The 23,124-nt window shown below is 68.4% G+C and carries 21 protein-coding genes; 4 read left to right on the top strand and 17 right to left on the bottom strand.

Translation table 11 applies throughout. The features are described from left to right. Nucleotides 1-9: 9 nt before the first annotated feature. Both AC0QTQ_RS04130 and AC0QTQ_RS04125 read left to right on the top strand, forming a co-directional pair. A complete protein-coding gene (locus tag AC0QTQ_RS04130) occupies nucleotides 10-876 on the top strand; it encodes a tetratricopeptide repeat protein (RefSeq protein WP_121534933.1) in 867 nt (288 codons plus the stop codon). Nucleotides 877-879: 3 nt separating this feature from the next. Continuing rightward, nucleotides 880-1,383 carry a prepilin peptidase gene (locus AC0QTQ_RS04125; RefSeq protein WP_480258370.1) on the top strand — a complete coding sequence of 168 codons (504 nt, stop codon included), beginning with the start codon at nucleotides 880-882 and terminating at the stop codon, nucleotides 1,381-1,383. 9 nt (nucleotides 1,384-1,392) lie between these two features. On the opposite strand, the gene AC0QTQ_RS04120 is transcribed toward AC0QTQ_RS04125, so the two are convergent. Beyond that, nucleotides 1,393-3,039, bottom strand: coding sequence for a hypothetical protein (locus tag AC0QTQ_RS04120; protein ID WP_480258369.1), 1,647 nt, complete (start codon nucleotides 3,037-3,039; stop codon nucleotides 1,393-1,395). A 116-nt stretch (nucleotides 3,040-3,155) separates the two neighbouring features. Here AC0QTQ_RS04120 and AC0QTQ_RS04115 point away from each other — a divergent pair, with 116 nt between their 5' ends. Beyond that, the gene (locus AC0QTQ_RS04115; RefSeq protein WP_480259191.1) at nucleotides 3,156-4,466 is read left to right on the top strand and encodes an ATPase; all 1,311 of its coding nucleotides are present in this window, start codon (nucleotides 3,156-3,158) and stop codon (nucleotides 4,464-4,466) included. An 11-nt stretch (nucleotides 4,467-4,477) separates the two neighbouring features. Here the strand turns inward: AC0QTQ_RS04115 and AC0QTQ_RS04110 are convergent, their stop codons facing one another. From AC0QTQ_RS04110 to AC0QTQ_RS04035, 16 genes are all read right to left on the bottom strand, one after another. Continuing rightward, the gene (locus AC0QTQ_RS04110) at nucleotides 4,478-5,257 is read right to left on the bottom strand and encodes a LytTR family DNA-binding domain-containing protein (RefSeq protein WP_480258368.1); all 780 of its coding nucleotides are present in this window, start codon (nucleotides 5,255-5,257) and stop codon (nucleotides 4,478-4,480) included. A 184-nt stretch (nucleotides 5,258-5,441) separates the two neighbouring features. Further along, complete coding sequence (gene folD, locus AC0QTQ_RS04105) at nucleotides 5,442-6,332, bottom strand: bifunctional methylenetetrahydrofolate dehydrogenase/methenyltetrahydrofolate cyclohydrolase FolD (protein WP_480258367.1); 891 nt, start codon at nucleotides 6,330-6,332, stop codon at nucleotides 5,442-5,444. After that, on the bottom strand, nucleotides 6,329-6,634 hold the full coding sequence (locus AC0QTQ_RS04100) for a chorismate mutase (RefSeq protein WP_480258366.1): 306 nt from the start codon (nucleotides 6,632-6,634) through the stop codon (nucleotides 6,329-6,331). The genes folD and AC0QTQ_RS04100 overlap by 4 nt, the downstream gene beginning before the upstream one ends. Before the next feature lie 67 nt (nucleotides 6,635-6,701). Then, nucleotides 6,702-8,369 carry a formate--tetrahydrofolate ligase gene (locus AC0QTQ_RS04095; protein ID WP_480258365.1) on the bottom strand — a complete coding sequence of 556 codons (1,668 nt, stop codon included), beginning with the start codon at nucleotides 8,367-8,369 and terminating at the stop codon, nucleotides 6,702-6,704. 52 nt (nucleotides 8,370-8,421) lie between these two features. After that, entirely contained in the window at nucleotides 8,422-9,015 is a 594-nt protein-coding gene (locus AC0QTQ_RS04090; RefSeq protein WP_480258364.1) for an MOSC domain-containing protein, read from the bottom strand. Then, nucleotides 9,015-9,809: a methyltransferase domain-containing protein gene (locus AC0QTQ_RS04085; protein ID WP_480258363.1), complete on the bottom strand. Its 795-nt coding sequence runs from the start codon at nucleotides 9,807-9,809 to the stop codon at nucleotides 9,015-9,017. Before AC0QTQ_RS04085 ends, AC0QTQ_RS04090 begins: the two co-directional genes overlap by 1 nt. 15 nt (nucleotides 9,810-9,824) lie before the next feature. Further along, complete coding sequence (ftsH, locus tag AC0QTQ_RS04080; RefSeq protein ID WP_480258362.1) at nucleotides 9,825-11,720, bottom strand: ATP-dependent zinc metalloprotease FtsH; 1,896 nt, start codon at nucleotides 11,718-11,720, stop codon at nucleotides 9,825-9,827. Nucleotides 11,721-11,797: 77 nt separating this feature from the next. After that, nucleotides 11,798-12,922 (bottom strand): tRNA lysidine(34) synthetase TilS, encoded by a 1,125-nt coding sequence (gene tilS, locus AC0QTQ_RS04075; RefSeq protein ID WP_480258361.1) that lies wholly within the window; start codon nucleotides 12,920-12,922, stop codon nucleotides 11,798-11,800. Nucleotides 12,923-13,017: 95 nt separating this feature from the next. After that, on the bottom strand, nucleotides 13,018-13,866 hold the full coding sequence (ybgF, locus tag AC0QTQ_RS04070; RefSeq protein ID WP_480258360.1) for a tol-pal system protein YbgF: 849 nt from the start codon (nucleotides 13,864-13,866) through the stop codon (nucleotides 13,018-13,020). A 4-nt stretch (nucleotides 13,867-13,870) separates the two neighbouring features. Next, a complete protein-coding gene (pal, locus tag AC0QTQ_RS04065) occupies nucleotides 13,871-14,398 on the bottom strand; it encodes a peptidoglycan-associated lipoprotein Pal (RefSeq protein WP_121532028.1) in 528 nt (175 codons plus the stop codon). A gap of 68 nt (nucleotides 14,399-14,466) precedes the next feature. After that, the gene (gene tolB, locus AC0QTQ_RS04060) at nucleotides 14,467-15,786 is read right to left on the bottom strand and encodes a Tol-Pal system beta propeller repeat protein TolB (RefSeq protein WP_480258359.1); all 1,320 of its coding nucleotides are present in this window, start codon (nucleotides 15,784-15,786) and stop codon (nucleotides 14,467-14,469) included. A 107-nt stretch (nucleotides 15,787-15,893) separates the two neighbouring features. After that, complete coding sequence (locus AC0QTQ_RS04055; protein WP_480258358.1) at nucleotides 15,894-17,363, bottom strand: cell envelope biogenesis protein TolA; 1,470 nt, start codon at nucleotides 17,361-17,363, stop codon at nucleotides 15,894-15,896. Nucleotides 17,364-17,369: 6 nt separating this feature from the next. After that, a complete protein-coding gene (locus AC0QTQ_RS04050; RefSeq protein ID WP_121532022.1) occupies nucleotides 17,370-17,855 on the bottom strand; it encodes an ExbD/TolR family protein in 486 nt (161 codons plus the stop codon). Between the two features lie 3 nt (nucleotides 17,856-17,858). Next, nucleotides 17,859-18,554, bottom strand: coding sequence for a protein TolQ (gene tolQ / locus AC0QTQ_RS04045; protein WP_128152067.1), 696 nt, complete (start codon nucleotides 18,552-18,554; stop codon nucleotides 17,859-17,861). 163 nt (nucleotides 18,555-18,717) lie between these two features. Continuing rightward, on the bottom strand, nucleotides 18,718-19,119 hold the full coding sequence (gene ybgC, locus AC0QTQ_RS04040) for a tol-pal system-associated acyl-CoA thioesterase (protein ID WP_480258357.1): 402 nt from the start codon (nucleotides 19,117-19,119) through the stop codon (nucleotides 18,718-18,720). Next, a complete protein-coding gene (locus AC0QTQ_RS04035) occupies nucleotides 19,116-19,775 on the bottom strand; it encodes a hypothetical protein (protein ID WP_480258356.1) in 660 nt (219 codons plus the stop codon). The genes ybgC and AC0QTQ_RS04035 overlap by 4 nt, the downstream gene beginning before the upstream one ends. Before the next feature lie 378 nt (nucleotides 19,776-20,153). On the opposite strand from AC0QTQ_RS04035, the gene ileS reads away from it, so the two are divergent. Beyond that, nucleotides 20,154-23,060: an isoleucine--tRNA ligase gene (ileS, locus tag AC0QTQ_RS04030; RefSeq protein WP_480258355.1), complete on the top strand. Its 2,907-nt coding sequence runs from the start codon at nucleotides 20,154-20,156 to the stop codon at nucleotides 23,058-23,060. Nucleotides 23,061-23,124 lie beyond the last annotated feature (64 nt).

Raw genomic sequence — 23,124 nt, 5'->3', positions numbered from 1 at the left:
CGCAGACAAATGCGCCACCCGATCCTGTCAACGGTGCTCGCGGGTGCCGCCCTTGGTCTCGTGCTTGCCGGCTGCGGCGGCCGTCAGGATGCCGAGGCAGCGCGGGCGCTGAAAAGCGTGAATGCCGTCGACGAGACGAACCTTTCCGACATCATGCTGACGGTGGGCGACCCGCAGGAGGCGGTGAACTATTTCTCCCGCACCGCGGCCGAGAACCCCGACCGCATCGACCTCCAGCGCGGCCTGGCGAAATCGCTGATCCGCAACAGCCAGCCCGCCGAGGCGGCGAAGGCCTGGGCCAAGGTCATCACCATGCCCGGCGCCACCCCCGACGACAAGGTGGGGCTCGCCGATGCGCAGATCCGCTCGAACGACTGGACCGGCGCCAAGGCGACGCTGAACACCATCCCGCCCACGCACGAGACCTTCGAGCGCTACAAGCTCGAGGCGCTGGTCGCCGACAGCGAGAAGAACTGGACCAAGGCGGACAGCTTCTATGACACCGCCGTCGGGCTCACGACGCGGCCGGGCGGGGTGCTGAACAACTGGGGCTTCTCGAAACTGACCCGGGGCGATGCGAAGGGCGCCGAGAAGCTGTTCTCCGAGGCGCTGACCTACGACCCGTCAAGCTTCACCACCAAGAACAACCTCGTCCTCGCCCGCGCGGCACAGCGCAAGTATGACCTGCCGGTGATCGAGATGACGCAGACCGAACGCGCGCGGCTGCTTTACACCGCGGCGCTGTCGGCGGTGAAGCAGGGCGATGTGACGATCGGCAAGGGGCTTTTGCAGGACGCGGTCGACACCTCGCCCACCTATTTCGAGGAAGCGGCACGCGCGCTCGAGGCGCTCGATTCCGGCTCGAAGAAGAGCTGAGCGATGCTGGGCCTTTCCGCCTCGGCCGCGGCCATCATCCTCTTGCTTCTGGCCACCCCGATCTGTCTTTGGGTGATCTATACCGACCTGAAATACATGAAGATCCGCAACAGCGCCGTGCTGGCACTGGTGGCGGTCTTCGCGGTGGCGGGCGTGCTGGTGCTGCCGGTCGAGGTCTGGCTGTGGCGCTGGACCCATCTCGTGGTGATCCTGGCAATCGGCATCGTGCTGAACGTGATCGCGCATTTCGGCGCGGGTGACGCGAAATTCGCAGCCGCGGCCGCGCCCTTCTTCTCGTCCTCGCCCGACTCGATCCGGCTGACCGTGATCCTGCTCGCCGGGCTGACGCTTGCCGCCTTCACGGCGCATCGGCTGCTGCGCGCGATCCCGGCGGTGCGTGCGCTCGCCCCCGACTGGGTCAGCTGGCGGCGGCGCGACTTCCCCTTCGGCCTGGGCCTTGCCGGCACGCTCTGGGCCTATCTCGCCATCGTTGCCGTGCTGGCCTGACGGCGGCGCTCAGTCCCGGACCGGGCGCAGCAGGATATAATCCGCGGTGCGCCGCTCTTCCTCGAGCCGCCATCCCGCCTCGGCGATCGCCTTCAGCATCGTCGCGGTATATTTCGGCTGCATCGGGCACAGCGGCACAAGCAGATGATCGGCCGCCGCGATCCCGGGCGCCCCGGCATAATACCAGGGCGCCGCGCCCTCGACCGGGCGGAAATCGCCATAGAGCCACAGCCCCGACAGCAGGTCGGCGACCAGGATCGCGCTGCCGTCATAGCCCGCCGCCCGCAGGTCCGCCGCGCTCCCCTCGAACCAGCCCTGGCCACCGAGCTCAAGCGTGCACAGGGGCAGCGTCTCACCGTTCAGCACCACCGGCTTCTCCCTGTCCTTCTCCGGCACCTGCGTGCCGAGCGAGGCCAGGGCGGACCCGGCCCCGAAGCCAGAGAGCCGGCGCTGCAGCCCGTAGGCGTGCTCGGTCCGCAAAAGCAGCCCCGCCGCCTCGGGCCGTGCGGGCAGCATCGGCATCAACCCCTCGCGCGACATCGTCGCCGCCCGCAGCGGACTGAGCAGCAGGTTCTGCATCGGCCCCGCGCCAAGAACCAGCGCCGCGAGACCGACGCCGAACAGCGCCGGACGCAGGCGCCAGCCCAGCCCGTTCGTCAGCGCCTCCGCCGGCCGCAGCGCCAGCGCAACCAACCCCAGCAGCGACAGCCATTGCGGATCATTGCCGAAGTTCTGGTAGGTGACATAGAGAAAGCCCGGCACCAGCAACAGCAGCACAAGCCCCGCCGCCCGCTCGCCCGCCTGACGCAGGAAGATCACCGCGACCAGCACGAGAACGGTGGCGGCGAAATACTTCGGCCCGGTCATCACCGTTGCGAAATCGTCGCCGGGCGCCGCGCGCGTCTGCGATCCCGCCACCGCGCGCAGATCGTGCAGGTAGCCCACCCAGAAATCGACGCCCAGCAGCGCCGTCGCAAGACCCGCAACCGCAAGCCCCGCAAGCACCGCCGCCAGCAGCCCCGCCCCGTCGCGGCGCGCCATCAGGCCAAGCAGCATCGCCGGAGCGAAGGCGACGAAATAGGTGACCTTCAGCAGCACCAGCATGGCCATCGCCGTGCCGAGCAGGGCCCCGTCGAGAACGGGACGCCGCCGCCCGATCGGCGCCAGCAGCGCCAGCGGCAGCGCCAGATAGGCCAGCGCCCAGGCCCAGCGGTTGTAATGCATCGACAGCGCCAGCCCCGGCACCGTCTCGCCATGCACGAGGCCAAGGCACAGCACCAGCACGCAGGCCCCGTAAAGCCAGGCCAGCCCCCCCGGAAAGCGCGAGAGCGCCACCCGCAGCATCGGCCCGAAGAGAAGCGCCGCAACCAACGCCTGCGCCGCAAGGAAAGCCGGCCCGAAGGACAGCCCCAGCCGCACGACCCCCGCGATCGGCGCAAAGCCGAGCACGCCGAGCGGCGTCATGAAATCACGGTGCGGCAGCTCTCCGAACAGGGCCATGCGCAGCACGATATCGACAAGATGCTGTGCATCGCCCTCGTAGAGCGTCACCGGCAGCCCCTGCCCCGCGAAGGGCAGCCCCGCCAGCACCAGCGCAAGGACCGCCATCCCCGCCGCAAGCCGCCCCGGCTGCGCCGCCTGCCGTTTCTCCGCCATCCCAGCCTCTCCGCCAAATTTCCAATTTTTGGCCACAATAGCCGCGCAAGGTCGCGCTGTGAATCCCGATGCCGCAGCGCCCAAGGCGTGGCGGCACAGCCATGGCAGGACCGCCGATGAACATGATGGCCTCGAATGTGATCGCCCCGCCGCCGCCGCGCACGCTGGCCGAGGTCGGGCTGAACACGGTGATGATGCGTGACATCCTGCTGAAGACGATGTTCCGCACCAACATGGACACGGCCACCGGCCTGTCGAAGCTGGTCTGCCTGCCGCTCACCCTGACACAAGAGCTGATCGACCTGTGCCGCAGCCAGCGTCTGGTCGAGGCGACGGGCACGCTGCATGCGAATTCAGGCGGCGAGATGGGCTATCAGCTCGCCGATGCCGGCAAGGCGCGCGCTCTCGATGCGCTGTCGCAATCGGAATATTACGGCGCGATGCCGGTGCCGCTCGCGATCTACCGCGAACAGGTCAAGCGCCAGTCGATCCGCAACATCCAGCTGACGCGGGCGCAGCTGACCGCGGCGATGGGGCATCTGATCTTGCCGCCGACGCTGATCGACCAGCTTGGGCCGGCGGTGTCCTCGGGCCGCTCGATCCTGATGTATGGCCCGCCCGGCAACGGCAAGTCCTCGATCTCGAACGGCATCCGCGACGCGATCGGCGACCGCATCTTCGTGCCCCGCGCGGTCGAATACGCGGGCCAGGTGATCGTCGTCTATGACCCGATCGTACATTCCGCCGCGGTCGAGAGCGAGGACGACCCGACCGCCCTGCGCAAGAGCGGCAACCGCTTCGACAACCGCTATGTGCTGTGCGACCGGCCCACCGTCATCACCGGCGGCGAGCTCAGCCTCGACATGCTCGACCTCACCTACAATCCGACGGCGCGCACCTATACCGCGCCGCTGCAGATGAAATCCTCGGGGGGCGTGTTCATCGTCGACGACCTTGGCCGCCAGGCGGAACCGCCGCAGAAGCTCGTCAACCGCTGGATCGTGCCGCTCGAGGAAAGCCGCGACATCCTGGCCCTGCAATCGGGCGAGAAATTCGAGGTGCCCTTCGACACGCTCGTCATCTTCTCGACCAACTTCCACCCGAACGAGATCTTCGACAAGGCGGCGCTGCGCCGGATCTTCTTCAAGATCAAGATCGACGGGCCGAGCCAGTCGGATTATCTCAAGATCTTCTCGCTCGTCGCGAAGAAGCGGAAGATGCCGCTCGACGAAAAGGCGCTGCTGCATCTGCTGAAGGTGAAATACCCCACCATCGACAACGTCTATGCGAATTATCAGCCGATCTTCCTGATCGACCAGATGATCGCGATCTGCGAGTTCGAGGGCATCCCCTACCAGATGAGCCCCGAGCTGATCGACCGCGCCTGGTCGAACATGTTCGTGCGCGAGGAAGAGATCATCCACTGAGCCTGACCGGCTCAGGCCCCGGCCTCCGCAGGCGGCAGGCCAAGCGCCTCGACCTGCGGCAGATAGGTGCGCGACACCGGTACTTCGGACCCGTCGCACATCACCAGAAGCACCTTGCCGCGGCGCCGCGCAATCGCCCGGATCGCCGCCCGCGCCACCCAGTGCGAGCGATGCACCTGCAGCCCCTCGACGCCCTCCATCTCGGCCACCGCATCGGCAAAGCGCATCAGCAGCGAGGCGCGCCCGGCGCGGGTCACGACCTCGACATAATGGTCGCGGACCTGCAGCCGGATGATCGGGCCACCATCGCCCTCGGGCAGGCGCGCGGCAAGCCGCGGGCCGCTTTCGCGCGGGTCGGAACGGGGGCTTGCCTCCTCCTTCGCGTCCGCCTCCTCCGCCTCGGCAAGCGCGGCGCCGCCCTCCTCCTCGCTCCACATCCGCATCAGGTCGGAGTTCGGGTTGAAGGCATGGCGCAGGGTCGAGACCCCCATCGAGGCGACGAAGACGTAAAGCGCCATCGCCGCAACATCGGGCGCCGCGCCGCGATCCGAGGCCAGCAGATCGGTCAGCCACCAGAACGGCGGGGTCAGCAGCAGGGCGGAGAAAAGGGCAAGCGCCGGCGCCTCTGTCGCATAGCGGCGCAGTCCCATGTAGTCCTGCACCACCACGCGCAGCACCGCACCGACCAGCACGCCAAGCCCGATGATCACCGGCCAGTAGATGCAGCGCATGCCGAGTGAGATCGACTGCAAGGTCCCGAATGGCCCCGCGACGATGCCGAAAATCGACATCACCCCCCAGATCACGGGGACCACGGGCTGAAACAGGGCCCGCTGATACGCTTGGACGAAGGAGGTCATTTCGCCCGGCCCCCCCGCAGTTAAGGTTTACTCATTACCGTGCTAGCGCCTCAATCCCGATCCCGCAACACGCTATCGGCGTTTCTGACGCGGCCAGCCCCTCACGTCAGCTGACTTACGCCGTGAGCCCCTCGGGCTCGGGCAATCCGTTGGCGCGGCAGCAGGCGGTGAGCGTGTTCGCCAGCAGACAGGCGATGGTCATCGGCCCGACGCCGCCCGGCACCGGGGTGATCGCACCGGCGACCTCGACGGCGCTCGCGAAATCGACATCGCCCACCAGCTTCGTCTTGCCGTCGCGCTCGATGCGGTTGATGCCGACGTCGATCACCGTCGCGCCCGGCTTCACCCAATCGCCGGGGATCATCTCGGGACGTCCGACGGCCGCCACCAGGATATCCGCGCGCCGGCAGACCGCGCCCAGATCCTTCGTGCGGCTGTGCGCGATCGTCACCGTGCAGCTGTCGCCCAGAAGCAGCTGCGCCATCGGCTTGCCGACGATGTTCGAGCGGCCCACGACCACGGCATCGAGGCCGCTCAGCGCGCCCAGATGGTCGCGCAGCATCATCAGGCAGCCGAGCGGCGTGCAAGGCACCATCGCCTTCTGCCCGGTGCCCAGCAGCCCGACATTCGAGATGTGGAAGCCGTCGACGTCCTTCGCCGGATCGATGGCGTTGATGACAAGATCGCTGTCGAGATGTTTCGGCAGCGGCAGCTGCACCAGGATCCCGTGCACCGCCGGATCGGCATTGAGCCGCGCGATCAGCGCCAGCAGCTCGGCCTCGGTGGTCTCGGCGGAGAGCTTGTGCTCATAGGAGTTCATCCCGACCTCGACGGTCTGCTTGCCCTTGTTGCGGACATAGACCTCGGAGGCCGGGTCCTCGCCCACCAGCACCACGGCGAGGCCCGGGGTGATCCCCTGCTCTTCCTTCAGCCGCGCCACATGCCCGGCGACCTGCGCCCGCACCTTGGCCGCAAAGGCCTTCCCGTCGATGATCGTCGCGGTCATTCGGCATCTCCCTTGCCCAGAACCCGTTCCTCGCGCGCGATCGACCAGTCGACCAGCGCGCGCCAGATGCCTTCGACCAGCCTGGGGTCGAGCCCGCGCGCGGCGGCGGCGGCGGCGGCATTGCCGACCACCTCCTCGACCCGCGCGGTGATCCGCGCCGGCATGCCCTCGCCGGGCTTCAGCTCGGCCGCGCGGTCGATCAGCCGGGCCCGGTCGGCGAGAAGCGCGACGAGACGTTCGTCAAGCGCATCGATCTCGGCGCGCAACTCGGCCATCGTCGCAATCGTGGAGGGCTCTTTCATCGGCATCCTTCGCATTTGCTGTGCGGGATCTATTGCAGCTTCCGCGCCGCGGCTCAAGCCCGGCCGCTCAGAACAGCCCCTCGACCTCGCCCGAGGGGGTCAGGCCGATGCGCTCGGCCGCGGGCGCGCGCGGCAGGCCCGGCATGGTCAGGATCTCGCCGCAGATCGCCACGACGAAGCCCGCCCCGGCCGACAACCGCAGCTCGCGCAGGGTGACGCTGTGACCGTTCGGCGCGCCGCGCCGCTTCGGATCGGTCGAGAAGGAATATTGCGTCTTCGCGACACAGACCGGCAGCGCACCGAAACCCTGCGCCTCCCATGCCGCAAGCTGGGCGCGCAGCGAGGCCTCGGCGATCACCGCATCGGCGTGATAGATCCGCTTTGCCACCTCCTCGATCTTCTCGAAGAGGCCCATCTCGTCAGGATAGAGCGGCGCGAAACCGCCCGGCCCCTCGGCCAGCCGCACCACCTCGCGCGCGAGGTCCTCGGCCCCGGCGCCGCCCTCGGCCCAGTGCCGGCACAGCACCGCGCGGCAGCCCTGATGCGCGGCATAGTCGACGAGGGCCGCGATCTCGGCCTCGGTGTCGCTGTCGAAGGCGTTGATCGCCACAACGACCGGCACACCGAAGCCGCGGGTGTTGGCGATGTGGCGGCCAAGGTTCGCACAGCCCCGGCTCAGCGCCGCCACGTCCTCGCGGCCAAGGTCGGCGAGCGCCGTGCCGCCCTGCATCTTCAGCGCCCGCACCGTCGCCACGATCACCGCGACCGAGGGCACCAGCCCGGCGCTGCGACACTTGATGTCGAAGAACTTCTCGGCGCCGAGATCCGCGCCGAAGCCCGCCTCGGTCACCACGTAATCGGCCAGCCGCAACGCCGTGCGGGTGGCGATGACCGAGCTGCAGCCATGCGCGATATTGGCGAAGGGGCCGCCGTGGACGAAGGCCGGCGTGTGCTCGATCGTCTGCACGAGGTTCGGCTGCAACGCGTCGCGCAACAGCACCGCCATCGCCCCCGCCGCGCCCAGCTCGGCGCAGGTCACGTGGCTGCGGTCGGCCCGCTCGCCGATCACGATCCGGCCAAGCCGCGCCTCGAGATCGCCCAGATCGCGCGCGAGGCACAGGCAGGCCATCACTTCCGAGGCCGCGGTGATGTCGAAACCGGTCTGCCGCGGCGCCCCGTTCGCGACGCCACCGAGCCCCGTCACGATGTCGCGCAACGCCCGGTCGTTCATGTCGATCACCCGCCGCCAGCTGATCCGCCGCGGATCGAGGCCAAGGGCGTTGCCCCAGTAGAGGTGGTTCTCGATCATCGCGGCAAGCAGGTTGTGCGCCGCGGTCACGGCATGGAAATCGCCGGTGAAATGCAGGTTCATCGCCTCCATCGGCACCACCTGCGCCCGCCCGCCGCCGGCCGCGCCCCCCTTCATCCCGAAGTTCGGGCCGAGCGAGGCCTCGCGGATGCAGCTCGCGGCGCGCTTGCCGATCCGGCTCAGCCCGTCGCCAAGCCCCACGGTGGTGGTGGTCTTGCCCTCGCCCGCCGGCGTCGGGGTGATCGCGGTGACGAGGATCAGCCGGCCCTCGGCGCGCGGTTCGATCTCGTCCAGGAAGGCGCGGTCGATCTTGGCGATCTCGCGGCCATAGGGGATCAGCGCGGTATCCGGGATGCCGATCTTTGCGGCGACCTCGGGCATCGGACGTTTCGGGGCGGCGCGGGCAATCTCGATATCGGGCAGCATCGGGTCCTCCTCGGCGGAGCCTAACCCGTTACGGCGACAGGGGAAAGCGGGCTCAGCCGCGGACGTCGGACATCCGCGACCAGGCGCGCTGATCGGGGATGTGCAGGCGCAGGCTCTGACCGAGTTCCAGCACGCCCGGCCGCTCGACCCAGGCGGTGACGCCACGCCGGCCCTGCGCCGCGGGCTTGTAGCGCAGCCCGGCGCCCGGGTGCACGGTCTCGATCACCTTGCCGGGCAGCACGCAGGCGCGGTTCTCCATGTCGACGACAAGCGTCGCGCCATCGGGCCCCTGCAGCCGCGACGAGGGGGGCAGATGCGTCAGATCGGGCAAGCCGCGCAGCACGATCGAGGCGCCGACCCATTCGGGCGCCAGATGCGGCAGGCGCATGGCAAAAGCGGTCTCGGCCAGCTCCTCCTCGGACAGGATCGTCAGCTGCCGGGTGTTGGCGATCTCGGTGCCCGGCGGGTGCTGCTCGGTCACGCGCGAACAGCTGACGCGGGTGCGGCCGGAATGGGATTCCCCCGTGGCGCCGTCAAAGCCCAGAACGAGCTGCGACACCGGCTCGGACGCCAGCCCGGCGCCGGGGCGCACAAGACCCAGAAAGACGATCTCGCCATGAAACTGGGTGGATTTCAGCGCAGGCATCAGGCGACCCTCAGAACCAGGAAGAGACGGCGGAAGGGGAAGAGCACGGTGCCGTCCGGCTCGACCGGATAGGCGGCGTCGAGCGCCCCCTCGTAGCGCACGAGAAAGCCCGCAAGCTCGCTCTCGTTCAGCTTCGCGGCGAAGGGGCGCAGCGCGGTCGACTCGGTGAAGCGGCGCACCGGGTGCACCGCCCCCTCTGAGCCGAGGCGGTGGATGTAATCGGTGGTCCAGACGTCGACCTCGCCGAGCGGGGCGAGCATCCGCGCATAGTCGAGCGGTGGCGCCACCGGCGGCTCCCAGCCGGTGAAATCGAAACGGTCGGGGAACATCTCGGTTGCCAGATCGCGCAGGAACCGATGCGAGGGCGCCCCCCATTGCATCGGCATCTGCACCGCCAGCACCCCCGTGGGCGCCAGCAGCCCCGCCAGCCGCGGCAGAAGCGTGGCGTGATCGTCAAGCCAGTGCAGCGCGGCGTTCGAGAAGATCAGCGCCGGCGGCTTGCCCGGCTCCCAGGTCCGGATATCGGCCAGATCGCAGCGGCGATAGACGCCGGTCGCGGCCGCCTTGCCGATCATCGCGGGCGAGGCATCGACGCCGACGATCTTGCGCCCGGGCCAGCGGTCGGCGAGCGCCGCCCCCACTGCCCCCGCGCCGCAGCCGAGGTCGATCACCTTGCCGGCGGGCAGTTCGCCCACCCGCGCCATCAGATCGAGCGCCGGCCGCACCCGCAGATCGCGGAAGCGGCCGTAGCTTTCGGGATTCCAGTCGGCGCTTTCGGTGCGAGACCGGGCCATCGCCGCCGCCCCCGCTTACGCCGAGGGTTCCGGCGCGGCGTCGGGCCCCTTGGCGGGTTTCGTCTTCGGCACCGAGGTGACCGAGGGCAGGCCGCCCGGCGTGTTGCCGTCGTCGCCGTGGATTGCCTCGCCCGCCATCACCTTGCGGATCTCCTCGCCGGTGAGGGTCTCGTATTCCAGCAGCCCCTGCGCCAGACGCTCCCAGTCCTCCTGGTTCTCCATGAGGATGCGGCGCGCCTCCTTGTAGCCGGCGTCGATCAGTTCGCGGACCTCTTCCTCGATCAGCTCCTTGGTCTTGGTCGAGACCGAGAAACCGCCGGTGTTGCCCTGATAGCCCTCATGCGCCTCGGAATAGTCGATGTTGCCGACCTTGTCCGACATGCCCCAGCGCATCACCATCGCGCGGGCAATCGCCGAGGCCTGCATGATGTCGCCGGCCGGGCCGTTCGAGACATGTTCCTCGCCCCATTTCAGGATCTCGGCCGCCTTGCCCGCCATGGTCATGGCGATCTTCTGCTTGGCCTCGTCCTTGTGGTAGTTCAGCTTGTCCATCTCGGGCAGCGACACCACCATGCCAAGCGCCTGACCGCGCGGGATGATCGTCGCCTTGTAGACCGGGTCGCATTTCGGCAACTTCATCCCGACGACGGCGTGGCCGGCCTCGTGATAGGCGGTCATTTCCTTCTGCTCGGGGGTGAGGACCATCGAGCGACGCTCGACCCCCATCATCACCTTGTCCTTCGCCTGCTCGAAGTCTTCCATGGTGACGAAACGGCGGCCGACGCGGGCGGCCATCAGCGCCGCCTCGTTCACCAGGTTCGCGAGATCGGCGCCCGAGAAGCCCGGCGTGCCGCGCGCGATCACGCGCAGGTCAACATCGGGGCCGACCGGCACCTTGCGGGCGTGCACGGTGAGGATCTTCTCGCGGCCCTTGATGTCGGGGTTCGGCACGTGGATCTGACGGTCGAAGCGGCCGGGGCGCAGCAGCGCCGGGTCAAGCACGTCCTTGCGGTTCGTGGCGGCAATGATGATGATGCCCTCGTTCGCCTCGAAACCGTCCATCTCGACCAGAAGCTGGTTCAGCGTCTGCTCGCGCTCGTCGTTGCCGCCGCCGATGCCGACGCCACGGGCGCGGCCCACGGCATCGATTTCATCGATGAAGACGATGCAGGGCGCGTTCTTCTTCGCTTGCTCGAACATGTCGCGCACGCGGGAGGCGCCGACGCCCACGAACATCTCGACGAAGTCGGAGCCCGAGATGGTGAAGAAGGGCACGCCCGCCTCGCCGGCGATGGCGCGGGCGAGAAGGGTCTTGCCGGTGCCGGGCGGGCCGACGAGCAGCGCGCCCTTCGGGATCTTGCCGCCGAGGCGCGAGAATTTCTGCGGGTTGCGCAGGAATTCGACGATCTCCTCGAGCTCTTCCTTCGCCTCGTCGATGCCGGCGACATCGTCGAAGGTCACGCGGCCCTGCTTTTCGGTCAGCAGCTTGGCCTTCGACTTGCCGAAACCCATGGCGCCGCCCTTGCCGCCACCCTGCATGCGGTTCATGAAGAAGATCCAGATCCCGATCATCACGATGAAGGGCAGCCAGACGCCGAGCAGCGACATGAAGCCCGACTGCGCCTGCTTGATCACGTTGACCTGCACGCCCTTGTCGATCAGCTTCTCGGCGATCTCGTCCGCCTCGGGCTTCACCGTGGAATAGGTGGTGCCGTCGGCGATCTGATAGCGCACATCCTCGCCGTCAAGCTGCACGGACTTGACCTCGCCCTTGTTGACGGCGGTCATGAATTCCGAATAGGCGACCTGCCGCGCATTCATCGAGGCCTGCCCGTCTCCGAAAAGGTTGAACAGCGCGAGAATCAGCAGGAACAGCACGGCCCAGAAGGCCAGATTGCGTGCGTTGCCCAAGGGGAACCTCCAGAATAGACGGGGACCGGTCTCCGCCGGGCCTTTACCGGGTGAAAATAGGGATTACGCGGTCAGGTTCAACGTCTGATTAGCGACTCCGCAAATGCGCCGCAGCCAATTCGCGCTTTCCAGCCGTTTTCGAGCCCGGCCAGAGGCGCCGCGATCAGCGTGGCGCCGCTCCAGACTGCGGGGCTTGCGAGCAGGCTTGCACGCGGCAGTCCGGTCTCGCGCCAGTGCGGGCACAGGGCAAGCCCGCCCTCGCCAAGCGCCGCGATCTCGAGCCCCGGTGCGGCGGGGCCGGTCAGGTCCCAGCGGTCCCAACGCTCGCCCGCGGGCACCCGCAGCGCGGCGACCGCCGCCGCCTCGCGGGTCAGGCGCAGCGCATCGCGTCCGATGCGGATGCGGCAGCCATGCAACGTGCGGTCGCCCTGCTCCGCCAGCCCCGCGAGCAGAGCCGCCACCTTGGCCGCGCGCGGGGGGTAATCGCTGCCCGAGATCCAGCGCAGCGCGGCGTTCAAAAGCCGCCGCTGCAGCTCGGGGGCGAGCGCCTCGACCCCTTCCCGCGCGATCACCACGTCGCCCGCGGGGGTCGTCACCGCCTCCGCCACGAAGCGGCACAGGGTTTCGCTCAGCACCGCATCGGCCGCGGCCAGGTTGCGCACCACGGCGCCCAGCGTCGCCGGCGTGATGCCAAGGGGCGCGAGCGTGGCCAGCGCCTGACGCGCCCGCACCCGGCCGAAGCGCGGATTGTCGTTCGAGGGATCGTCGATCCAGCCAAGCCCGCGTGCGCGCAGCGCCGCGCGCAGGTCGGCGCGGCTCACGTCCAGAAGCGGCCGGTGCCAGGTGACCCCCTCGGTTACGAAGCGGCGGCGCATTCCGGCAAGGCCCTCGAGCCCGGCCTCGCGGCCAAGCCGCATCAGAAAGGTCTCGGCCTCGTCATCGGCGGTGTGGCCAAGCGCGACATGACCGATCCCCCGCCCCCGCGCCCAGGCCCCGATCAGCCGCAACCGCGCCCGTCGTGCCGCATCCATCAGGTTGCCCTCGGCCGCAGCGCCCTCCCAGCTCAGCACGCTGTGCGGCACGCCAAGACCCGCGCAGAGCCGGCCGACCCCGGCCGCCTCCTCGGCCGAGCCGGCGCGCAGCCCGTGATCCACCGTCACCGCGGCAAGGTCGAAGCCCGCCTCGCGGAGCCCGACCAGCAACGCCGTCGAATCCCCGCCGCCGGAAACGGCAACCCCGACACGCGGGGGCGCATCGGGGCCAAATGCCTGTTTCAGGATCGCGGACAGGTCCGGCGTCACTGGCAGCCGAGGCTCGCCTGTGCCGAGGACACCTGTCCCGCCGCCTGCGACGAGGGGAAGCGGGCCGGAACCTCGGCCAGCGTCGCGCAGGCCTCGTTCTTCTGACCGAGTTCGCCAAGCGCCTTGCCGAGCTCGAGCAGGTTGTCCGCCGCGCGCTTGCCCTCGGGCGCCGCCGAGAAGGCGTCGAGCCAGGCCCGGGCCGCACCCGGAACATCCCCCGCCTGATGCAGCGCGTCGCCGCGCAGATACATCGCGTCGTCGGTCAGGGGGCCACCCGGATAGGTTTCGGCAAAGGTCGCAAAGAGGTCAGCGGCGCCGCGAAAGTCACCCTGACCGAGCACCCCCTTGGCCCGGTCGAAATCGCTCTGCTCGTTCATTGCCAGATCGCCACCGCCCGAAGAGGAGGAGGAGGCGGACCCGGTGCTCGGCGCCGACGGCGCCGTCACCGCGCTTGCGGCCGGCGCCGCGCCACCAAGCGGCGCGCCCTGGCCGACGCTGGAGGGATCGCAGCCCTCCTCGAGCTCGCAGACGCGGAATTCCAGATCGCCAACCCGGTTGGTGCCGTCCTTGACGACCCGGTCGATGCGGTTCTGCAATTCCTCGGTGCGGGAGGTGAGCGTGCTCAGCTCGGCCTCCATCGTGTCCATGCGCTGCAGCGCCGAGGCACCGCCCGCCGCCTGCATGCCCTTCGCGCCCGACGCCACCAGCTCCGAACGCAGGTCCTGAAGCTGGGCCGACAGCTGCGCGAGTTCCGCGCGGATGTCAGCCAGCGTCTGCTTGTCGGCCGCATGGGCGGGCGCTGCCAGCGCCAGCGCCACGGCCGCCCCCAGCATCACCCGCCGCATCAGATCAGCTCCCCGCGCCGAGCGAGATCACGGTGACCGCGCGACGGTTCTTGGAGTAGCAGTCTTCCGACGAGCACACGGCGAGCGGACGTTCCTTGCCGTAAGAGACGGTGCGCAGACGCGAGGCCGACACGCCCTGCGAGATCAGGAATTCCTGCACCGCCGAGGCGCGGCGCGCACCAAGCGCGAGGTTGTATTCGCGGGTGCCCTGCTCGTCGGCGTGGCCTTCGATGATGGCCGAGTACTTGCCGTGCGCGTTCAGCCACTTGGCCTGGCCCATCAGGATGTTGCGGGCCTCGTCGTTCAGCGTCGACTGGTCGACCACGAAGTGCACCATGTCGCCGACGGTGGCGTTGAAATAGGCCGGCGAGTTCGGGTCGCTGATCGAGCCCTGCGAGACCGAGCCGTCGCCGCCGCCGTAGACCCCACCCGGATCGACCACGCCGTTGCCCGAGCCGTACTTGTCGGGGTTGTTACAGGCCGCGAGGCCCAGGACTGCCAGCAGGATCACTGCCTTGGGTGCAAAGTTCATGTGTACCGCCTTTTGGTTTTGCCCTTTCGGGCGAAGGTAACAGGTTCGGAATGCTTTGTGAATCGGGCTCAGGGCAGAAGCGGCGACCAGGCCGGATCCGAGGCCCCGCCGGCATTGCCGACCTTCTTCAGGTTCCGCCCCGAGATGTCGATGGTGAAAAGCTGGGCGCCGCCGCCGGCGCCGGGGCTTTCCCGGGTGAACATGATCACGCGGCCGTTCGGCGACCAGGTCGGGCCCTCGTCGAGGAACGAGGCCGTCAGCAGCCGCTCTTCCGAACCGTCGGTGCGCATCACGCCGATGAAGAAGCGCCCGCCCGCCTGCTTGGTGAAGGCGATCATGTCGCCGCGCGGCGACCACACCGGGGTGCCATAGCGGCCGTCGCCATAGGAGATCCGGGTCGGTTCGCCGCCGCCTGCCGGCATGATGTAGAGCTGCTGGCCACCCGAGCGGTCGCTTTCGAAGACGATGCGCGAGCCATCGGGGCTGAAGGACGGCGCGGTCTCGATCGCCGGCGAATTCGTCAGCCGGGTCGGCGCGCCACCCGAGGCCGACATCTTCCACAGGTCGGTGTTGCCGTTCTGCTCGAGCGAATAGACGATCGAGCCGCCATCGGGCGAGAAGCGCGGCGAGAAGGTCATCGTGCCGGGCACCTCGGGGAGCAGCTGGCCGCTGACATTGCCGACGTTCATCAGCTTGATGCGCGGGAAGCCGGTCTCGAAGGTGGTATAAAGGATGCGGTCGCCGGTGGGCGAGAAGCGCGGGGCCAGCACGATCGTGCTCGAATCCGTGAGATAGTTCACGTTCGCCCCGTCGTAATCCATGATCGCGAGGCGCTTCAGGCGCTTGTCCTTCGGCCCGCTCTCCGAGACATAGACCACGCGGCTGTCGAAATAGCCGCTTTCACCGGTGATCCGGCTGTAGATCACGTCGGCCACCTTGTGCGCCAGACGGCGCCAGCTTTGCGGGCTGGCCGCAAGCTGCTGGCCATCGCCGAGCTGCTGGTTCGAGTAGACGTCGAACAGGCGGAACTTGACCACCACCTTGCCGCCCGACATCGACACGCCGCCGACGATCAGCGCCTGCGCGTTGATCGCCTGCCAGTCGGCATAGCTGACCGGGGTGTCAAAGCTCGAGAAGCGCTGCAGATAGGCGTTCTCGGGGATCTGCCGGAAGAGGCCCGTGCCGCTCAGGTCGGCATTGATGACCTGCGAGATCTGCGCCGCCATCTCGGAGGCGCCGCCGGTTTCCGCGACGAAGCTCGGCAGGGCATAGGGCAAGGGCTCGATCACGCCCTCGTCGATCTCGATATGCAGCGGGCCCTGCTGCGCCAGCGCCGCCCCCGGGCCGATCATCAGCGCCGCCAGTGCGGCCAATGCAAAACGGAACATGCTCTTTTCCCTGGCTTGGGCTTTTGCCCGTTGTATCCAATTTCTGCGTCGCGGCACATCACAAGCGGCGGAGAGCCGGATTTTTCCGGCTCCCCGCGGCGCACGCGTCACTTCATCCTCATCTTGTTCGGGTCGAAGACGATCTCGATCTGCTTCCACCAGCCGTATTTCTCGGCGGGCAGCGGGAAACCGTCCGAGCCGCAGCGCACGATCGCGCGGCGCGCCGCCTCGAAGGCCTGTTTCGCCGCGGTTTCCGAGCCGCCGGTGAAGCCCTTCATCTTGATCGACTTCACGTCCGGCTTGCCGTTCTGGCCCATGTCGACGAGCACGGTCACCGTGGTGCGCAGCGCTTCCGAGCTGAGCGCGCCGGTGTTCCAGCAGGCCTTCACATCGACGATCAGCGCCTCTTTCTCGCCGGCGGTCACGGGCGGGCCGTTCTCGGCGATGCCGAGACCGCCGGTGCCGGTGCCGGTTTCCGAGGTCATCGCCTCGGCCAGCGCGTCGTTCACCCCGCTCGCGCTGCCAGACTTGCCGGAGGTGCCCGATTTCGCGGGCGTGCCCGAAGCCTTGTCGGTGGCCTTGTCGCTCGCCTTGCCGGTGCCTTTGTCCGTCGCCTTGCCGGTGCCGGTGCCAGAGGCCTTGTCCGTCGCCTTGTCGGCCGGCTTCGCCGCGGGCTTCGCCGCCGGCGCCTTGTCGGCAGCCTTGTCGGCGGGCTTGTCCGAGGCCTTGTCGGTCGCGCTGTCGTTCGAGGCGGTCTTGGTCTCCGCGGGCTTCGTCTCTGCGGGCTTCGTCTCGGCCGGTTTCGTCTCGGTCGGGGCGGGCTTCGTCGGGCGCGTCTGCGGACGCGGCACGCTGGCAGGCGCCGAGGTCTTGGCGGGCTCCTCGACCGGCTTCGTCTCGGGCGTGATCTCGGTCGCGGCCTCCTTCGGCGCCGCCTCGGGCTTCGGCTTCTCGACCGGCTCGGGCTTCGGCGTGTCGGCGGGCTTCGTCTCGGCGACAGGCGCCTCGGCGACCTTCGCGTCAGGCTCCGGCGCGGGCGCCGGGGTCGGCGCGACGCGCGGCGCGGGCTTGGCCACCGGGCGCGGCGAGAAATCGGGCGAGGTCGTGTCCTGCGGCTCGACCACCGGCGGCATCATCGTCGGCGGCATCTCGACCACCTCGGCGGGCGGCGTCGGTTCCGCGACCGCGGTCATGTCGGGCTGCGGCTCGGGCGCCGGGGCGGGCTTCGAGGGCGGCACGGGCGAGGATTGCGGCGCAGGCGCGGGCGCCTCCTCGGCGGGCGCCGGGGCGGGCTCGGCGGCCGCGGGGGCGGGTTCCGGCTGTGCCGGCGCATCGGTCGCGGCCGAGGCCTCGCCGCCCGCGGGCACGGCGGGTTCGCTGTTCGCGCCCTGTTTCGGTGCGGCGGCGGCGATCGCGTCGAACTCGGCCTGCGAGATCACCGAGACCTGCGTCATCTGCACCTGTTCCTGCGGCTCCGGCGGGAACCAGTCGGTGCCAAAGATCGCCAGCAGAATCACCGCGATATGCAGTGCCGCCGAGACCTCCGTGCCGATCTTCTCTGCCCTGTCCATGCGCATGGCGCGTCAGTTCCCCGAAGGAGCCTTGCCCGTCAGCGAGGGGCCGCCGGTGTCGGTGACCAGAATGATGTTGTTGAAGCCGCCCGCGTTCAGCGCCCCCATCACCTCGACGACGCGCGAATATTCGATGCCGCCATCGGCGCGCAGGTAGATCTTGTCGCTGTCGCGCTCCTGCGCGATGGCGTGCAGCCGGTCGACGAGTTCCGCCTCGGGCACCGTCGAGTTCATCAGCGACACCGTGCCGTCAAGCTGCAGCGAGACCGTCAGCGGCTCTTCCTGCTCGGTCGGCACCGCCTTCGCCGCCGTCTTCGGCAGCTCGAGCGGCACACCCACCGTCATCATCGGCGCCGCCACCATGAAGATGATGAGCAGAACCAGCATCACGTCGACCATCGGCGTGACGTTGATCTCGCCCATCACGGCGTGCCGGCCCTTGCCCCCGCGCCGGCGGCGTCCGCTGCCACCGGCCTTCTTCATCACCCCCGCGCCCATGGCTCAGGCGTCCAGCTGGCGCGAAAGGATGGTGGCGAATTCGTCGGCGAAGGCCTCGTAACCCGAGGTGATCTTGTCGGCATCGCCCGAAAGCTTGTTGTAGAAGATCACCGCCGGGATAGCGGCGATCAGGCCGATCGCGGTGGCGACGAGCGCCTCCGAGATGCCCGGTGCCACGACGGCAAGCGAGGTGTTCTGCGAGATCGCGATCTCCTCGAAGGCGACCTTGATCCCCCAGACGGTCCCGAACAGACCGATGAACGGCGAGGTCGAGCCCACCGTGGCGAGGAAGCTCAGCCCCGAGTTCAGGTTTTCGGCCTCTTTCGCGATCGCCACATCCATCGAGCGGTCGATGCGCGCCTGTGCGCCGGCGATCAGCTCGCCGTCATGTCGGTGCGAGCGTCGCCACTCGAGCATGCCCGCGGCGAAGATGCGCTGGCTCGCGCCCTCGGGCGAAGGCCCGATCTGGTCGAAGAGCTCGTCGAGCGGTTCCCCCGACCAGAAGGCGCGGTCGAAGGCATCAGCCTCGGCGCGCGCGGCGCGGAAGGTGATGAATTTCCGGATGATGATCGACCACGACCAGAAGCTGGCCATGGTGAGCATAATCATCACAAGTTTCACTGTCAGCGATGCGCGCAGGAAAAGTGCAAGCAGCGAGAAATCGATCTCCTGCCCCATCGCAAGGGTTTGCTGGTCCATAATCGTGCCTTTAGGCGTTCACTGCTCTCGGTCGAAGCCGTTTTCGCGGCTCTCTTAACAGTGATTCTATCCGAGGTTCAGGGGGAGCGCCATAACATCTGCGTCATCGCGCCACGGCTGATGCGGCATTGCAGCAGATGCAGGGCTCGTTCCGGCCCAGGTCTCAGTGCCGCGAGGGCACCAGACGCTGACGCAATTCGGCCGGCAGACGCGCGGGCGCGCCGGTCTCGCTCAGGCACACGATGGTCACCGCGGCGCTGAACAGCTTCTCGCCCGCGCGCCACACCGCCTGTTCGACGATGAGTCGCGCGCCCGCCACGGCGGACAGCCCGGTCGTCACCGTCAGCTCGTCGTCGAATTTCGCCGGCCGCAGGTATTCCGCCTCGACCCGGCGCACCGCGAAGACCAGACCGTGATCGCGCTTCAGCGCGACCTGATCGATGCCGAGGCTGCGCACCCATTCGGTGCGGCCGCGCTCGATGAACTTCAGGTAATTCGCGTAATAGACGATACCGGCAAGGTCGGTGTCCTCGTAATAGACCCGGACCGGGAATTCATGTGTCATGCCGAGGCCTCCGGTCGCGGCGCGGCGAGCCGGGCCGCGAGCCGCAGCGCATGGCTCGCGTCCTGGGCGACGGCGGGCAGCACCGGGTCATAGGCCGCACGGATCAGCGCCGCCACCTCGGGGCGCAGCACCGTCACGCCGCGCGCCGTGGCAAGCGGCGGATGGCCGGCAAAGGCGCCCTCGCCCCAGAGCAGGATCATCTGCACCGCCTGGCTCAGCGCGATGGTCTCGGCCGGCACCTCGTCGAGCGCCGCATCCATCCGCACGAAGGCAAAGCAGGCGCGGATCGCCCCCGCCGGATCGAAGCGGAAGACCCGATACTGGTTCGCCCCCGCGCCCTCGAGCCGGCCGACAAGGTCGCCGAGCCCCTCGATCATCCGGTCGAGGTTCGGCACCTCGAGCAGTTCCTGCCAGTCGCGGAAGAAGAAGATCATCAGGTTCGCGCCAAGCTCGGGGTCGGTCTCGGCCATCTGATGGCCGGCCAGCGTCACCACCGCCTCGACCGCGCCCTTCACCGTGGCAAGCGTCGCCGCATCGACGCCGAAGACCACCGGCACCACCGGACGCCCCCAGCGGGCAAAGAGATAGTCCTCGCCCGCGCGCGTGAACATCGCCGCGATGTCTTCGGCTTTCGGCATCCCCATCTCGTCGCTCATCGGCCCCTCCGCAGATCGGCGCCACCCTAGGCCATCGGCCGGGCAAGGAAAAGGCCGGGCAAGGGGGCGCTGCCCCCTCGGGCTTCGCCCTCACCCCCGGGATATTTGGAGCAATTGGAAGAGGGGCGCGGGTCTCGGCTTCCAATTGCCTGAAATATCCCGGGGGTGAATTGGCGCAGCCAAGAGGGGGCAGCGCCCCCAACCGGCGCTTGCCGCGCGCGCGCGCGCCGCCTATAAGGCGCGCCATGACCCGGCTTGTGCACATCATTCGTCGAATTACCGGCCCGGCGCTCTGACGCGTCAGGGTGGCCGGGACTGCTGCAAGCCGCGGGCGCGGGCTGCGCGCCCCTCTTCCTTCAAGCCGAGGATATTCTTCCGATGTGCGCTGACACGCCCGAAACCACCGTCGACTATCGCGACACCGTCTTCCTGCCCGAAACCGAATTCCAGATGCGGGCCGGCCTGCCCGCGCGCGAGCCCGAATGGCTGGCCCGCTGGGAGCGTCTGGCGATCTACGACCAGCTGCGCGCCAAAGGCAGCAATGACGCCCGCCCCGCCTTCGTGCTGCATGACGGCCCGCCCTACGCGAACGGCCATCTGCACATCGGCCATGCGCTGAACAAGACGATCAAGGACATCATCGTGCGCAGCCACCAGATGATGGGCCACGACAGCCGCTATGTCCCGGGCTGGGACTGCCACGGCCTGCCGATCGAATGGAAGATCGAGGAGCAGTATCGCGCCAAGGGGCTGAACAAGGACGACGTCGACACCGTCACCTTCCGCCAGGAATGCCGCAAGTTCGCCGAGAACTGGGTCACCGTGCAGCGCGAGGAGTTCAAGCGGCTCGGCGTGACCGGGAACTGGGCCGATCCCTATCTGACGATGGACTTCCATGCCGAGGCGGTGATCGCCGAGGAATTCATGAAATTCCTGATGAACGGCACGCTCTATCAGGGCTCGAAGCCGGTGATGTGGTCGCCGGTCGAGAAGACCGCGCTCGCCGAGGCCGAGGTCGAGTATCACGACCATACGAGCCACACGATCTGGGTGCGGTTCCGCCCGGTTGCCGGGCTTGACGGGGCGGCGGTGGTGATCTGGACCACCACCCCCTGGACGATCCCGCAAAACCGCGCGGTCGCCTATAGCCCGGGCATCGCCTATGGGCTTTACCGCGTCGATGCGGCGGACGAGAAATCGACCGCCGTCGCGGGCGAGCTTCTGGTGCTGGCCGATGCGCTGGCCGAAGCCGTGATGACCGCGGCGAAGGTGACGGGCTTCACCCGGCTGCGCGACGTCGCGACCGCCGAGTTCGAGGGCGTGGTGCTGAAGCACCCCTATGCCGGGCTCGAGGAGGCGCAGGGCGAGTGGGATTATGACGTGCCGATGCTGCCCGGCGATCACGTCACCGAGGACGCCGGCACCGGCTTTGTCCACACCGCGCCCTCGCATGGCGACGACGACTATCAGCTCGGCGTGAAGTTCAAGCTGCCGATGACCTACAATGTCGAGGCCGACGGCTCCTATCGCACCGACCTGCCGATCTTTGGCGGTCAGGCGATTCTGGACCAGGACGGCAAGGAAGGCCCGGCGAACGTGTCGAACATCAAGCAGCTTGCCTGGGCGGGTGCGCTGCTGGCGAAGGGCAAGATCAAGCACTCCTACCCGCATTCCTGGCGTTCGAAGGCGCCGGTGATCTATCGCAACACGCCGCAGTGGTTCGCCGCGATCGACCACAAACTCGACGACGGCATGGGCAGCTATGGCGACACCATCCGCGCCCGCGCCCTGCGCTCGATCGAGGAGCTGGTGAAGTTCACCCCGGTCTCCGGCCGCAACCGCCTGCATTCGATGATCGAGCACCGGCCGGACTGGGTTCTGTCGCGTCAGCGCGCCTGGGGCGTGCCGCTCACCTGCTTCACGAAGAAGGGCGCGAAGCCGACCGACGCCGACTTCCTGCTTCGCAATGCCGAGGTCAACGCCCGGATCGCCGCCGCCTTCGAGGTGGACGGCGCCGATGTCTGGTATGTGCAAGGTTTCAAGGAAAAGGTGCTCGCGGGCATCGTCGATCCGTCGGATTATGAACAGGTCTATGACGTGCTCGACGTGTGGTTCGATAGCGGGTCGACGCATGCCTTCGTGCTGCGCGACCGCGCGGACGGCACCAGGGACGGCATCGCCGACGTCTACATGGAAGGCACCGACCAGCACCGCGGCTGGTTCCACTCCTCGCTGCTGCAGGGCTCGGCCACGATCGGCCGCGCGCCCTATCGCAACGTGGTGACGCATGGTTTCACGCTCGACGAGAAGGGCATGAAGATGTCCAAGTCGATCGGCAACACCGTCGCCCCGCAGGAGGTGATCGACGAATACGGCGCCGACATCCTGCGGCTGTGGGTGGCGCAGACCGACTATACCGCCGACCAGCGCATCGGGCCGAAGATCCTGAAGGGCACCGCGGACAGCTATCGCCGCCTGCGCAACACGCTGCGCTTCATGCTGGGCGCGCTCGCGGGCTTTGACGAGGCCGAGCGCGTGGCGGTTGCCGAGATGCCCGAGCTCGAACGCTGGATGCTGCACCGTCTGGCCGAGCTCGATGCCGAGGTGCACGCCAACTACCGCGCCTTCAACTTCTCGGGCGTGTTCCAGGTGCTGTTCAACTTCTGCACCGTCGACCTCTCGGCCTTCTGGTTCGACGTGCGCAAGGATGCGCTTTACTGCGACGCGCCCGACAGCCTGCGCCGGCGCGCGGTGCGCACGGTGATGGACCTGCTGTTCTTCCGGCTCAGCACCTGGCTCGCACCGATCCTGCCCTTCACCATGGAGGACGTCTGGCTCAGCCGCTTCCCGTCCGAGGATGGCTCGGTCCATCTGCAGGACTTCCCGGCGACGCCCGCCGACTGGAAGGACGAGGCGCTCGCGCAGAAATGGGAGGGCATCCGCCGCGCCCGCCGTGCGGTCACTGCCGCGCTCGAGGTGCAGCGTGCCGCCAAGGTGATCGGCGCCTCGCTCGAGGCGGCGCCGGTCGTGCATGTCGAGGACGAAGGCCTTGCCGCGGCGCTGCGCTCGGTCCGCTTCGATGACTTGTGCATCACCTCGGCGCTGACCGTGACCACCGATCCGGCGCCGAACGAGGCCTTCCGCCTGCCCGAGGTTCCGGGCGTCGCGGTGGTCTTCGAGACCGCCGAGGGCGAGAAATGCCAGCGCTGCTGGAAGATCCTGCCCGACGTCGGCACCCACGCGCATGCGCACACCTGCAAGCGCTGCGACGCCGCGCTCGCCTGAGCTGAAGCCCGATCCCGCACTCGAAGGGCGCCCCATGCGGGCGCCCTTTCGCATTCCGCCAAAG

The sequence above is a fragment of the Paenirhodobacter sp. YD-8 genome, assembly GCF_056590935.1.
The sequence above is the reverse complement of the archived record's forward strand: the minus strand, read 5'-3'. Positions and strand labels throughout refer to the sequence as shown.